This is a genomic window from Streptomyces sp. 840.1, from assembly GCF_003751445.1.
GTDB lineage: Bacteria > Actinomycetota > Actinomycetes > Streptomycetales > Streptomycetaceae > Streptomyces.
On record NZ_RJUU01000001.1, the window covers coordinates 3,123,112 to 3,136,448 of the forward strand.

The window sequence follows — 13,337 nt, forward strand, 5'->3', positions numbered from 1 at the left end:
CAGCATGGGCATCGCCGACCAGTTCAAGGACAAGGCGCAGGATCTTGCCGACCAGGCGCAGAAGAAGATGAAGGACGGCAAGGGCGAGGGCCAGGACCGGTCGCAGGACGCGTCCGAACGGACCTCCGACGCGTCGGAGCAGGGTCGCGACAGGGCCCGGGGCGCGGCGGACGACGTTCGCGAGACGTTCGACCGCTGACCGCGGTCGCGCATGAGTGACGTGTATCGAGGGGCGTGCCCGGATTCGTTCCGGGTGCGCCCCTTTCGCGTGCGCATTGCCGGAATCCGGAAGACTGCCCGGCCCGCCGACTGCCGTGCTCCGCAGATGACGTGCGACGTCCGGGCGGGCGATCATTCGGGCCGGGACGGCCCTTGGCGTCGAGGACCGCGTGAAGCGTGAAGCAGGAGAGCGAGGCGCGGATGCCCGGCATCCAGACCGATGCGCTGGACACGTTCGGAGCGCTGTTCGCGGCGGTCGTGGGGCTGGGCTGTGCGGCGTGGGGAGGCCGGACCCTGTTCCGGCCGCACCGGTCGCCGGAGCCGTTCGCGGGCCCCGCGTGGGGCGCCCGAGCCTGGGGCACCGCCTATGCCGTGCTCGGCATCTGCCTGACCGTCCAGATGCTCGGGAAGCTGTACGGCAAGGAACTGGTCTGGCCGATGGCCGTGATGGCCTCCGTCGCCCTGCCGCTCCTGGCCCTCGCGTTCATCGCGGCCTACGGGGCCCGGTGGCGGGCGCGCCGACGCGGCGAGGCCGCCCGCCCGGGGCGGCACAAACGACGCGCCCGCGCGCCACGGTCCACCCGTTGACGCTCACGGGCGAGGCCGTCAGCTCAGCAGCGTGACCAGCCGCCCCACCGCCTCCACGACGGGCCGGCCCACCTCGCCGACCGTGGCCGCGATCTGCGCGACGGACGCCAGGGCGAGGCCGCGCTCCCGCAGGGCGCCCCGGTCGGGAGTGAGCTCGGGCAGCGTGCCCTCGACGGTCCGGGCCTGGTCCGGGGCGAGGTGCGGACGCAGCTCCCGCAGGAGGCGGGTGAGGTCCTCGACGGCGGCACGCAGTTCGACGTCCTGGGCGGGACCGCCGACAGTGCCGTGGTTGATGCCGATGTTCTGGCGGCCGCCGTGCATGTTGACCACGGGGCCGTAGTAGTTCGACGCGTCACTCACAGTTTGAACCCCGTGTTTCCCCGGCCGTTGTGCATGTTGACGACAGGGCCGTAGTTGTTGGTGCTGTTGTTGTGGAACTGCCGCACGATCGCGGTGAACTCGGCCTCCGGGTTGTCGATCGCCTGCACGATCCGTCCGGCGATCTCGCGCAGTTCGTCCATGCTGGGCAGGGTCACGACCACCCTGGAGCCGCTGTTCATCTCGACGACCAGCACCGGCTTCGCGGACGCGATCAGTTCCCTGATGACGACGACCAGGCAGACCCCGAGGACGATGAGCAGGAGACTGCCGTACCCGTTCTCCCCGACGTCACCCTCGTCCCCGTTCCCGCTCCCGCTCGCGTAGTTGACCGCGGCGTAGAGCAGGACGGCGACGACCAGCCATTGCACGAGGCGGCTGAAGGCCCTGCCCCAGTTGTAGCCGAGCTTGAACGCGTCGACCCAGCTGATGTTGTGCAGCGGTACGGCAGCCGACCCGACCCACAGCGTGCGGCGGGTGACCCGGAGGACCAGGGGGTCTCCCTTGCGGGTGGACTGGTTCTGCGCCCCGGGGTTGTTGAGGCGTCCAGGTACCGCAGAGCCGGGGTGGAGAGGCCGCGCCTGCGGCGGCAGTGGGGGAGCCGGCGGCCGTGGCGCAGCTTGGGGCGGCGGCTCGGGCGGTGATGTGCCGGGTGTTCCTGTGTCGCCCATGGCTCCCCCGTGTGGTCAGTCGGTCCCACCCGCATGCAGCGGAAGCACCATTAAGCGCCCGGGGGCGGCTGCGAGGCAGACGAGAAGAAGCCAAATTGCCAGGCGATGGCCGGTAGTCGAGACATTGGCCGCGTCTCCCGGGGACCGTCTCGCGGTCATCGGCATCCCATGACCCGCGCCGGGCGGTCCGGAGGCGAGCGCATCGCTGATCCGCAGGTTGCGGCATCCCAGCGGGTGCTCGGCCCCTCTGGGTCCCGTGGAGAACCGGTCGTGTCCTGTCGCGCGTCCTGTTCTACGGTGCTTTCAGTCACCTACGACGGGGGAGAGACATGGGTAGGGCGGGGACGGTGTCGGCCGAGTGGATCACCGAGCGGCATCGGGGGGTCGTGGATCCCAGGGCGCTGGTGGGTGAGCCGGCGGGTCCGGTTGTGGATGCCGGTGCGGGTGAAGCGGGGAACGGGCGGTGAGTGGTGACGGGGCGGATCTGCATCTGGACAAGGAGTCGGTCACCAAGTTCACCAAGGGGCTGAACTCGACGATCGATGAGCTGGGCGATCTGGGTGGTGCGACGGGTTCGGTGATGGGGAAGGGCTTCTCGTCGCTGGCGATCACGGGGATGGAGGCCGGGCACCACGGTGTCTCGGTCGATTTCGAGGACTTCTGTGAGCGCTGGGAGTGGGGGGTGCGGGCGCTGGTGCGCGATGCCAGTGGGCTCGCGGACCGGCTGGGTCTGGCGGCGGGCACGCAGTGGGAGAACGACCAGTACCTCGCGGGCACGCTGAAGGTGGGTGCCAATGCCGTGTTCGGCGGGAATCCGCATGCGAGTGAGGAGGAGATCGCCAAGCAGAACTGGGGCGACATCTTCACGCCGGACTACCTGGACCCGGACTTCAGCCCGGAGTCGTTCGAGAAGGCCGGTCAGGACATGGGGCAGACCTGGAAGGACACCGGCCGCACCGTGTTGACCGAAGGGTATGGCGGGCGGCAGTCGGACATGTTCAACAGTGCGCTCGGCATCTCCGACGAGCAGTTCGACCAGAGCCTGGACGACACGCTGGGGCCGTCGCCGGAGGAACGCGCCCAGCAGGCGCAGCAGCAGGGTGAGTCGGGGGGTAACTGACCGTGGGTATAGGCGACTTCATCAGCGATATCACGCCTGATTCGGTCGAGGACGCGATCGAGGACGGTGTCGAGTGGGCCGGTGACCGGGTCGAGGACGTCGGGAACTGGACGGCCGACCGGCTGGATGACGTCGGCTGGGAGTCCGGTGCGGACTGGGTGCGGGAGCAGTCGCGTTCGGTCGCCAACCGGATGGGTGCCGAGGTCGACGAGATGGACCTCGGGCAGACCGAGGACAAGACGAAGCTGATCTACGGCAGCGTCAGCAAGCTCAATGCCACCGTCACCAAGCTCCGCGCCTTCCAGGCGGCGTTCGACGGGACCGGTGACGGTCTGAAGGGGCTGGATTCCGGGCAGCTCAAGGGTGAGACGGCCAATGCGCTGCGCACGGCGGTGAGTACGCAGCCGCCGAAGTGGTACGCGGCCGCCGACGCGACGACGAAGGCGCTCGGGGCGCTGGATTCGTTCTCTTCCACGGTGAGCTGGGCGCAGGGCCAGGCGCAGACGGCGATCGACAAGTGGAAAGAGGGCGTCAAGGCGTCCGAGACCGCCGCCGACGCGCACCGTAAGAAGGTCGACGACTTCAACAAGGCGGTCGACCGCTACAACGCCAAGCCGTCCGACAAGCGTGATCCGTCCGAGCTGCCGCCCCGGCCCGCCTCGACGTTCGAGGACCCGGGCAAGAAGCTGATGAAGGATGCGCAGGACATCCTGGCCGAGGCGCGTGAGCAGCGGAACTCGGCGGCGCAGACCGCCCGCACCGCGATCAGCGCGGCCCGCGACATGGCCCCGAAGAAGCCCTCGTACTCCGAGCAGTTGCGTGACGGGTTCGACGAGGCGCAGATCATGGGGATGCATATAGACGGCGGGATCATCAAGGCCACTGCGGGCACGCTGAACTTCGTTCGCAGTGTGAACCCGATGGATCCGTACAACCTGACGCATCCGGCCGAGTACGTCACGTCCCTGAACAGTCTGGCCGCAGGCCTGGTGGTCGCCGCGAACGACCCGACCGGCACGGGCATTCAGATGGCCAAGGACTTCATGAAGGACCCGGCCGAGGGCTTCGGGCGGCTGATCCCCGATATCGCGATGACGATCGCCACCGGTGGCGGCGGCGCCGCGGTGAAGGGCGTCCGCGTCGCCGACGAGGCCGCCGAGGCCGCCCGGCTGCGCCGGCTGGTCGATGACGCCCCGGAGGGCACCCACGGCCGGACGGACGCGAAGCGGGTCAGCAAGGACACCGACCCGGTCGACCTGGCCACGGGCCGGATGTATCTCCCGCAGACCGATGTGGCGATCCCCGGGATCCTGCCGCTGGTCTTCAGCCGCCGTACCGAGTCCGGTCTGGCCATCGGCCGGTTCCTGGGCCCGTCCTGGACCTCTACCGTCGACGAACGCCTGCAAGTCGACGCCATCGGCATCCTCCACATCACAGCCGACGGACTCCTGATCCGCTACCCGCACCCGGTCCCCGGCACCCCCACCACGCCGGAGTCGGGCGCGTCCCGCACCCTGCTGGCCCGCGACGGCAACGGCGACTACACCCTCACCGACCCCGACAGCGGCCTCGTCCTCGACTTCAACGCCCCGGCCGGCGCCGAACCGGGGGGCGACGGCGTGGCCTGGCTGTCGGAGATCAGCGACCGCAACGGCCACACGATCGCGATCGACCGCGACGAGGACGGTGTGCCGCTGGCCCTGGCCCACTCGGCGGGCCACCAGCTCAACCTGTCCACCACAGGCGGCCTGGTCACCGCCCTGTCCCTGGCCGGGGCGGGCGAGGGCGGCACGGATCTGCCGCTGATGGGCTACGGCTACCGGGACGGTGTCCTGACCACGGTCACCAAGCCCTCGGGCGCCACGACCACCTTCCTGCACGACCACCGCCACCGCGTCATCGCCTGGATCGACTCGAACGGCAGCCGCTACGACTACGTCTACGACGACCAGGACCGGGTGATATCCGAGGGCGGTGAGGCCGGCCACGTCCACATCACCCTGGCCTACACCGAACCCGACCCGGAGACGGGCCACCGCACCACCACCCTCACCACCGCCGACGGGCACGCCACCCGCCATGTTTTCGGCCCCGGCTGCCTCCCGCTGGCCGTCACCGACCCGCTCGGCCACACCACCCGGTTCCACTACGACCCGCGCGGCAACCTCACCACCCGCACCGACCCACTGGGCCGCACCACCGCCTTTGCCTACGACGAGAACGACCGGCGCGTCTGCACCACCGGCCCCGACGGGGGCGAACTGCGCACCGTGCGAGGCCCGTCCGGTCTGCCGGTGGAGGTCGTGGGCCCGGACGGCAACCGCGTGCTCAACGAGTTCGACGAACGCGGCAACCGCACGGCGGCCACCGACCCGGCCGGCGCCACAACCCGCTACACCTACGACCGGGCCGGCCGGCTCACGTCGGTCACCAACGTCCTCGGCGCCACGAGCCATGTCGTGTGCGACGCGGCGGGCCTGCCCATGGAGGTGACGGACCAGGACGGTGCCGTCACCCGCACGGAGCGGGACGCCCTTGGCAGGCCGGTCCGCATCACCGATCCGCTGGGCGGTGTCACCCGCCTGGAGTGGCACGCCGACGGCCAACTCGCCCGACGCACCGGCCCCGACGGCGCCACCGAGTCCTGGACGTACGACGGCGAGGGCAACACCCTCAGCCACTCCGACTCGACCGGTGGCACCTCCCGCTCCGAATACACCCACTTCGACCTGCTGGTCGCCCGCACCGGACCCGACGGCGCCCGCTACGAGTTCGAGCACGACAACAAACTGCGCCTCACCCGCGTCACCAACCCCCAAGGCCTCTCCTGGGCCTACGAGTACGACGCGGCCGGCAACGTCGTCTCCGAGACCGACTTCGACGGCCGTACCCTCACCTACGGGTTGGATGCCGCAGGCCAGGTCGCCACCCGCACCGACGCACTCGGTGGGACCATTACGTTCGAGCGCGACCAGCTCGGTCAGGTGGTCGGCAAGGACGTCGACGGGCAGGCGACGACGTACGTCTACGACCGGGCCGGACGCCTGCTGGAAGCTGCGGGCCCGGACAGCCAACTCCGCTATCAGTACGACCGCCGGGGGAAGGTCAAGACCGAACTGGTCGACGGCCGACCGGTCTCCTATGCGTACGACGCCCTGGGCCGTCGTACCCGCCGCACCACACCCACCGGCCACGTCACCTCCTACACCTACGGCAGCGACGGCCGGCCCCAGCACCTGAGCAGCGGCGATCACCGGATCGACTTCACCCACGACGCCGCGGGCCGGGAGCTCACCCGCGCCTTCGGCGACACGATCACGATGACGTCGGCCTGGGACGAGGCCGGGCGGCTTTCGGCGCACCACATCACCGCCGGAGCACGCCCCGTCAACAGCCGCACGTACGCCTACCGCGCCGACGGCCATCTGGCCTCCGTGGCCGACCAGCTCTCGGGCACCCGGACCTTCGACCTCGACCGCGCGGGCCGCGTCACCACCGTCCACGCCAAGAACTGGACCGAGCGCTACGCCTACGACGACGCCGGCAACCAGACCTCGGCATCCTGGCCGGACCGCCACCCCAGCAGCGAGGCAACCGGTTCCCGCACCTACAACGGCACCTCCATCACCCGCGCCGGAGACGTCCGCTTCACACACGACGCACTCGGCCGGATCACCCAGCGCCGCAAGACCCGCCTCTCCCGCAAACCCGACGTCTGGCACTACACCTGGGACGCGGAGAACCGCCTCACCGCCGCCACCACGCCCGACGGGACCCACTGGCGCTACCGCTACGACCCCCTGGGCCGCCGCACCACGAAGCAACGACTCGCCGCCGACGGCGAAAGCGTGGCAGAGGAGATCCGGTTCACCTGGGACGGCCTGACGCTCTGCGAACAGACCACCCACCACCCGGACGCCCCGAACACGGTCGCCCTCACCTGGGACCACCGCGGCCACACGCCGCTGGCCCAGACCGAACGCATCCTCACCGACGACGACCGCCAGACCGAGATCGACCGCCGATTCTTCGCCATCGCCACCGACCTCATCGGCACCCCCACCGAACTCATCGACGAGACCGGCGACATCGCCTGGCGCTCCCGCTCCACCCTCTGGGGCACCACTGCCTGGTCCCGCAACAGCGGCACCTACACCCCGCTCCGCTTCCCCGGCCAGTACTACGACCCCGAAACCGGCCTCCACTACAACCTCTTCCGCCACTACGACCCGGAGACGGGCCGTTACGCCTCCCCCGACCCCCTCGGGCTGGCTCCAGCACCCAACCCGGTGGTGTACGTACACAACCCTCACACCTGGGTGGACCCGCTTGGGCTCGCTCCCGACTACCACGAGTTCCACACCGTCCAGGACGCCGCGAACGCGACTCGTCTGCGGGGAGACGGAACGCCCTGGCCAACAGAAGACATTCGTGGACAATACGGAGAAGGCGTCTACTCATGGAAGACGCCGGAGGAGGCAGCACGCTACGCGGAACGGCTCCGTGGCCGTGGAGTCGACGTCGAAGTCCTGAAATTCAGAATATCCGATTCCGATTTCTCATCCTTGCACAAAGCCGACGTCGTGGAGATGTCTCCCGCCGAAGCAGAATCGTTCATGGACAACTACAGCCGTCTCTACGGAGACGGAAATCCTCACGACTTCGACTACATCCGAGGCCACACAGGAATGGGCGACGAGCACTACTTTCACAGGCGCGTTTTCGATCGCCTCAACTTCGGGGACTGAAGGACATCGTGACCCAAGTATTCAAGTTCCGATATCGAGTAGCAGGGGGCAGGGGTGGGCTCGCAGTGGACCTGCGGGCCGAAACCGCTCCGCTCGAAGACGTGGTTCCGCCGCACAGCATGCAGATCCACAAAAAAGTCTGGCTCGGCCTACCCGCATCCGGCCTGCACTGGAAAGACGCCGCCTGGCTGGCCTTCGGGGTCGCCATCAATGCACCCGCCCTGAGCGAACTTCTTCCCGCTGGAGTTTTCATTCGAACAGCTTCACTCGATTATCCCCTCAGTGACTATCAGTCCGAGGTGGCGGCGTTGGCCATGGACGGGTGGCTTCATGAGCAGTTCGATATGGAGAGTTCAGGTGCTGCCGTCACTTACGAGGCTTCACAAAGAAATTTCGCATTCACGTGGGGGGATATCGCCCATCCCTTCTCCGACGCCCCGCATTGATGCGTATGAGCATGGATGACGACGCTGGCGGTGAGATCCAGATCTACTCGGTGGAGGAGAGGAGCGCTGCGACCGCAACGTGCGCCATTCGCTGCGTAGGGGGAGTGGTGCGCACCGGCCGGCCGTTCAGGCTTCGCCTGAACGATGTCACAACAGGCGACCCGGTAACCCTGAGCCTCGACTGGATCAAACTCTATGAAAGGGTTACGGACTCTCTCTATCCGCCCTGTAGTGCCTTGGTCCAGCTGTCGGGAGACGGTGTGAGTCTTCTGGTGAGAGGTCTGACCCTTACCTCTTCCGCGAATGATGGTTCATGAACAGAATGCCCGGGGGCAAGGTGGACCCGTGGGCGGGCTGACAGTGAGATTCCGCAAGTGGGAGACGCAGTACTTCCCGGCAGGAGAACCGGTCACGGCCGACGAGCCGATCGCCGGTTTCGACGAACTGGAGGACCGCCTGCTCGCGGACCGTCCCCGCATGCGCAGGATCGTGTTCCGCCTCCGTCCCGGCCGGCCGTTGCACCGCTACTACCTGCACTGGAGCGATGGCACCGACCTGGAATGCCTCGACAGGCGGGTCGCCGCCGGGACAGCGACCGAAGCGGACTTCGCCGGGGCCGTCGTCGGTGAGCCGTACAGCACCTCGCATCCAGCCTGCGGTGCGAGGTTCCGGGTGATCGAACTGACCACGGCCGTTCCGCTGTTCTCCGACAGCCTCGAACGCTCACGCGCCCACGCGTACCGCAACGAGTGCCCGGCCTGCGGAGAGCGCTTCACCGGCAACGCGCTGGAGTTCATCACCCCACCCGTAGCGCCGTGAAGGTGAGGATGACCATGAAACTGTCATTCGGTGGCGACTGGCACGCGACGGTCACGGATGGCCCGCTGCACATCACCCCCCGCTTCACGGGTGGCTCCGTGGAGGTGGCGCCCTGCACGGACAGGGCGGAGCGGGTGAGGTTCTTCGCTAACTCCTTCGGTAGTGAGCACTGGCTTTGGCCAACGAGAAGACCGGCACCGGGCCGAAGTCCTGCGCGGTCTTGTCACCACCTACCTGAAGGACTAACAACGGCTATCGCAATGAGCGGATCTGTCGGTGGGTGATGAGGCAGCAGACGAGTTGAGGAAGGCTTCGTGGATGTCGGCTCGGCGTTCCCAGCGGATGCGTGGCTGGAGTCGGCCACCGCCCGCGACCAGTCGAGGCGGGCCGCGGCGTTGAGCTCGGCCGGCAGCACTTCGTGCAGCTGCTGCCAGACGCCGGCCTCGTTCCAGTCCCGCAGCCTCCGCCAGCACGTCATGCCCGACCCGAAGCCCAACTCTTGTGGCAGGTACTCCCATTGGATGCCCGTGTGCAGCACGAAGAGGATGCCGCACAGCACCTGCCGGTCCGGCAGCGGCTTCCGGCCCGGGTGCCGGAACCGGCGTTCCTTGCGCGGCAGCAGCGGCTGTATCCGCTCCCACAGTTCATCCGACATGATCCACGGCGAAGTCCCCATGCCCGGCCAACGCCCAACTCCTGACGCGGAGACGGCCAACAGCACCGATCCACCTCATTGCGATAGCCGTCGTTACTGGCCCGCACCTCCGTACCTCGGGACGAGGCTTGTGCCGGCTTCTTCTCGCTCGTCTTCTTCGCCACGCCGTCCCCACCACGTTCACCTGATCGACGGGGACGGCTGGGAACGGCCTTCGCGGTGACCCACGCCCGGCGCGGGCCGCGCGCCGGTCTTCCAGTGGTCAGTGAGCGGCGCGCCAGCGCGTGAAGGGCAACCGCCCCGCCACGATCAGCAGCAGAAGGCTGTAGTACTGCAGGACGGGCACGGCGAGCGCGATGGCGAACGCGACGACCACGGTGAGGGCGTTGACGAAGCTCTCGGTGTAGAGGTTCGCGGTCCTTAGGCGGGTCCCTTCGCTGTCCCCCTCGACTATCCCCGGGTTGGACTTCAGGATCCTCAGCATGGCCACCCGGCACACCATCCCGGCCAGGAGCGCCGCGTAGTAGAACGCCCCCACGAACCGGTCGTGGCCCCCGAAGGTACCGATCATCTCCGTCGGGAGGGGAATGACGACGACGGAGAGCAGCCACCCCATATTCCAAACCGTCAGGGTGCGGGTGGCCGTCTTGACCGTCGAGAAGGCCCGGTGGTGCTCTCGCCAGATGTTCGCGATGACCACGAAGCTGAGCAGGAAGCTCCAGATCTGGCTGACGTGGCCGGTGATCACGTCGCTGGCGGGCTTGTGGGCGGACGCGACTTCCGGGACGAGCTCCACCAGCGGCAGGACCAGCAGGGTGATGGAGATCGCGGTCACCGCGTCGGTGAAGAGGACCAGGCGCTCCCCCGAGACGCCTCCCTCGCTTGCGTCCGACGCGGGAACCGACACCTCTGCCGGGTCACCCCTTCCAGCCCCGTTCTCGTCGACGACGTCACTGGCACCCATACGTTCGCACCTCTCCATGTCCGGTCCAACGCGTCCTGCCGTCCCTTTTGGAGCGAAGCTCCTCACTGGACGCTAGCTTTAGCTAATCAGAGTGAGGCTCCAGTCGGAGGGAGGGGGCGTGAGGTGAAGTGCCGCCCACCTCCGCGCGGGCGGGGTGCGGGGCGGAGCAAACGGGAGCGAACCGGCCCGCTCGGAGAGTGCATACGAAGTCGCCACCGATCTGCTGATCGACACCGCGGCTCGCGGCGACGCGGTGGCCCGCTGATAGGTAGAAGGCGGAACCGCTCCAGGGCCTGTTCTCGGCTGTCGTGCAGGGGCGAGTACGGCGGCAAGTCCTGCGCGGACCAAGGACCACTAACGACGGCTATCGCAATGAGGCCATCCCACCCATCAGAGGCAGGATCGGGCACCCGCGACCCAAGCCGGACTCACTCTTCGCCGACCGCGGATACGACCACGACATCTACCGCGACCAGGTCCGCCAACGCCGCATCGTTCCGGCCATCGCACGCCGCGGCACCCTCCACGGCACCGGACTGGGCACCTCCCGCTGGGTCGTCGAACGCAGCTTCGCCTGGCTCCACGGCTTCAAACGCCTCCGCATCCGCTGGGAACGCCGAGCCGACATCCACGAAGCCTTCCTCAAACTCGCCTGCTGCCTCATCACCCACCGACAGATCCGCTCATGGCGATAGCCGTTGTAGGGCTCTTGATCGAGCGGCAGCTTTCGTCGTGGCGGCTCACGAACATGGCAGGATTCGATGATCTCCGAACCGTCTCGCGATGGTGAGGAGCGAGTCCACCAAATGGCTTCAGCAATGGCGGAGACGGCCCGGGTCTCCGCCCGGTCTCGGTCGAGGGGGCCGGCGGCACGTGGAACCTCCCGGCGGCCGCCAACAACGCTGTCTGCGAGGTAACTTCGAGGTTCAGAGTGGCCACCGACGGGGTCGGAGATCGTTGGCCGGAACGGGGCGAAGTACATCATGAAACTGACTTTCAGCAACGGCTGGCGCGCGACGGTCGCAGAGGATCCGCTCCTCCTCCTTCCCCGCTTCGCGGGCACCTCTGTGCGCGTAGTGCCCTACACGGGTGAGACGGAGCGGGGCATATTCCTCCTGAACACGTTCGGCAGTCAGGAATTCTTGTGGGACGTCTCCGACGAATTCCGGTTCGCGCCGGACGGCCGGCAACTGGTCGGTGTCGATCTCTATCTGCCTGACAACTCTGCTTTCGCCGAGGACGCCGCCCGCGTCCCGACCACGCCTGCGGTGCGGCCGGGCGGGCTTCGCGCGGACGAGGCCCGGAACTTCCGCCACAGTGCGTGCACGGTGCTCTGCCGTGCTCCTGAGGACGCCGTGCTGACGTGCCTGCGTGACCTCGACGTCCTCGACGAGCCACTGGATGCCCGCATCGGCATCGCACCCGATGTGGCGCTTCTGGTCCAGCACGGCGCCGTCGTGGGGTGGAGCCTCACGGATCCTGCGCGGTACCTGACCACCCCGTTTGCCGCGCCCGACGCCGACCCGCCGTCCTTGACCACGCGTCGGCTGCTCACCGAGTGCCTGGACCTGATCACTCAGCCGGTGATCAGTGACGTGGAGGAGTCCGACCCGGCCGCCCTGGCCAGGCTCAGGACGCTCGACGACGCCCTGCGCAACCAGCGCGAGGACCGCCACCGGGCCGACGCCCTCCGCACGTTCATCGCGGAACTTGTCGAGATCTACGCGGCCTGATCGCGAACCGGTCGGTGGTGTTCGTGAGCAAGGTGGCCCCAGGGGCGGGCCGGTGGTGAGACCCGCCCAGACCCCCTCCGGTGAGGAGCCACCACCGTGAAAGTCACCATCAATGGCGACTGGACCGCGACCGTGGCGGGCGAGCCCTTGGCGGTCGTACCGCGCTTCGACTTCCGGGACTTCCGTGTGCACATCGGGACTTACGCGGACGCTGAGGAGCGCTCGCAGTTCCAGCTCGACACCTTCGGCAGTACGGAATGGCTGTGGGACACCCCTGACGAGCTCCGCTTCGACCGGGAGAGCCGGCAACTGGTCGGCGCGGAGTTCCGCCTCCCCGATGGGGCTGCGGACGGCGAGGACAGCGGTCGCGTACCCGTCACACCCGCCGTTCGGCCGGGCGGGCTTCGTGCGGATGAGGTTCGGGACTTCCGCATGGATACGACCACGGAGCTGTGCCGCGCTCCCGGGGACGCCGTACTGACGTTTCTGTGCGACCTCGATGTGCTCGACGAGCCGCTGGAGGCCCGCATCGGCATCGCCACCGGCACGGCGCTCCTCATCCAGGACGGCACGGTCGTCGGTTGAAGCCTCACGGATCCCGCGCGCTACCTGACCAGTGGGTTCACTGCCCCGGACCGGCAAGGCGTCCGCAGGTTCCTCGATGCGGGGTACAGCCTTGACGCCGCTGCCGGTCGTGAGTGCCGATCCGGTTTGGAGGGCCTCCAGGACCGAAATGAGCATATGGGACATGCTGTCTCACTGCTTTGCCCCGTTCAACTCGATGGACGGGTCCACTGTGACGGCGCAGCACAGTTGGCAAATCAGCGCGCTTGTTGGCAAACGACGCTGATGTCACCCTGTGGTTGCTTTGTGAAGTGATGTCCCGTCGCATTGAAGCTGTCGGATTCCCACCCGTTCTCGTTCGTTCTGTCGGATTCTCACTGAGGTGCGTGCTGAGCGGCGGCGTTGGGCCTGCCCGAAGCCTGGTGTCAGCTT

11 protein-coding genes and 2 pseudogenes are annotated in these 13,337 nt (G+C 68.0%); 9 read left to right on the plus strand and 4 right to left on the minus strand.

Going from position 1 to position 13,337, the window contains the following annotated elements; all coding sequences use genetic code 11:
* Positions 1-4: 4 nt before the first annotated feature.
* Both EDD93_RS14345 and EDD93_RS14350 read left to right on the plus strand, forming a co-directional pair.
* Positions 5-199, plus strand: a complete 195-nt coding sequence (locus EDD93_RS14345) for a hypothetical protein (RefSeq protein WP_123525518.1) — start codon at positions 5-7, stop codon at positions 197-199.
* Positions 200-396: 197 nt separating this feature from the next.
* Positions 397-807: a hypothetical protein gene (locus tag EDD93_RS14350; RefSeq protein ID WP_185092312.1), complete on the plus strand. Its 411-nt coding sequence runs from the start codon at positions 397-399 to the stop codon at positions 805-807.
* A gap of 18 nt (positions 808-825) precedes the next feature.
* Here EDD93_RS14350 and EDD93_RS14355 read toward each other — a convergent pair whose 3' ends face one another.
* Positions 826-1,167, minus strand: coding sequence for a hypothetical protein (locus EDD93_RS14355; protein ID WP_123525519.1), 342 nt, complete (start codon positions 1,165-1,167; stop codon positions 826-828).
* Entirely contained in the window at positions 1,164-1,856 is a 693-nt protein-coding gene (locus tag EDD93_RS14360; protein ID WP_221217313.1) for a DUF6232 family protein, read from the minus strand. Before EDD93_RS14360 ends, EDD93_RS14355 begins: the two co-directional genes overlap by 4 nt.
* Positions 1,857-2,319: 463 nt before the next feature.
* Between EDD93_RS14360 and EDD93_RS14365 the strand changes: the two genes are divergently transcribed.
* The 4 genes from EDD93_RS14365 to EDD93_RS14380 all read left to right on the plus strand — a co-directional run bounded on the left by EDD93_RS14365 (position 2,320) and on the right by EDD93_RS14380 (position 8,989).
* Positions 2,320-2,976 carry a hypothetical protein gene (locus EDD93_RS14365; RefSeq protein ID WP_123525520.1) on the plus strand — a complete coding sequence of 219 codons (657 nt, stop codon included), beginning with the start codon at positions 2,320-2,322 and terminating at the stop codon, positions 2,974-2,976.
* 2 nt (positions 2,977-2,978) lie between these two features.
* Positions 2,979-7,724: a putative T7SS-secreted protein gene (locus EDD93_RS14370; RefSeq protein WP_260255736.1), complete on the plus strand. Its 4,746-nt coding sequence runs from the start codon at positions 2,979-2,981 to the stop codon at positions 7,722-7,724.
* A gap of 65 nt (positions 7,725-7,789) precedes the next feature.
* Positions 7,790-8,170: a hypothetical protein gene (locus EDD93_RS39390; protein WP_148083864.1), complete on the plus strand. Its 381-nt coding sequence runs from the start codon at positions 7,790-7,792 to the stop codon at positions 8,168-8,170.
* Between the two features lie 345 nt (positions 8,171-8,515).
* Positions 8,516-8,989: a hypothetical protein gene (locus tag EDD93_RS14380; protein WP_123525521.1), complete on the plus strand. Its 474-nt coding sequence runs from the start codon at positions 8,516-8,518 to the stop codon at positions 8,987-8,989.
* A 268-nt stretch (positions 8,990-9,257) separates the two neighbouring features.
* On the opposite strand, the pseudogene EDD93_RS14385 reads toward EDD93_RS14380, so the two are convergent.
* Positions 9,258-9,682: pseudogene (locus EDD93_RS14385) on the minus strand (transposase); the annotation flags it as partial.
* A 224-nt stretch (positions 9,683-9,906) separates the two neighbouring features.
* On the minus strand, positions 9,907-10,608 hold the full coding sequence (locus tag EDD93_RS14390; RefSeq protein ID WP_123525522.1) for a TMEM175 family protein: 702 nt from the start codon (positions 10,606-10,608) through the stop codon (positions 9,907-9,909).
* 374 nt (positions 10,609-10,982) lie between these two features.
* On the opposite strand from EDD93_RS14390, the pseudogene EDD93_RS14395 reads away from it, so the two are divergent.
* The 3 genes and pseudogenes from EDD93_RS14395 to EDD93_RS14405 all read left to right on the plus strand — a co-directional run.
* Positions 10,983-11,303 (plus strand): annotated as a pseudogene (locus EDD93_RS14395) (transposase); the annotation flags it as partial.
* A gap of 288 nt (positions 11,304-11,591) precedes the next feature.
* Positions 11,592-12,341 carry a hypothetical protein gene (locus tag EDD93_RS14400; RefSeq protein WP_123525523.1) on the plus strand — a complete coding sequence of 250 codons (750 nt, stop codon included), beginning with the start codon at positions 11,592-11,594 and terminating at the stop codon, positions 12,339-12,341.
* Between the two features lie 96 nt (positions 12,342-12,437).
* Complete coding sequence (locus EDD93_RS14405) at positions 12,438-12,926, plus strand: hypothetical protein (RefSeq protein WP_185092313.1); 489 nt, start codon at positions 12,438-12,440, stop codon at positions 12,924-12,926.
* The last annotated feature ends 411 nt before the right edge of the window (positions 12,927-13,337 follow it).

Coding starts and splice junctions, on each gene's coding strand:
- EDD93_RS14400 (WP_123525523.1), top strand. CDS start 11,592: ATGAAACTGACTTTCAGCAACGGCTGGCGCGCGACGGTCGCAGAGGAT.
- EDD93_RS14345 (WP_123525518.1), top strand. CDS start 5: ATGGGCATCGCCGACCAGTTCAAGGACAAGGCGCAGGATCTTGCCGAC.
- EDD93_RS14390 (WP_123525522.1), bottom strand. CDS start 10,608: ATGGGTGCCAGTGACGTCGTCGACGAGAACGGGGCTGGAAGGGGTGAC.
- EDD93_RS14360 (WP_221217313.1), bottom strand. CDS start 1,856: ATGGGCGACACAGGAACACCCGGCACATCACCGCCCGAGCCGCCGCCC.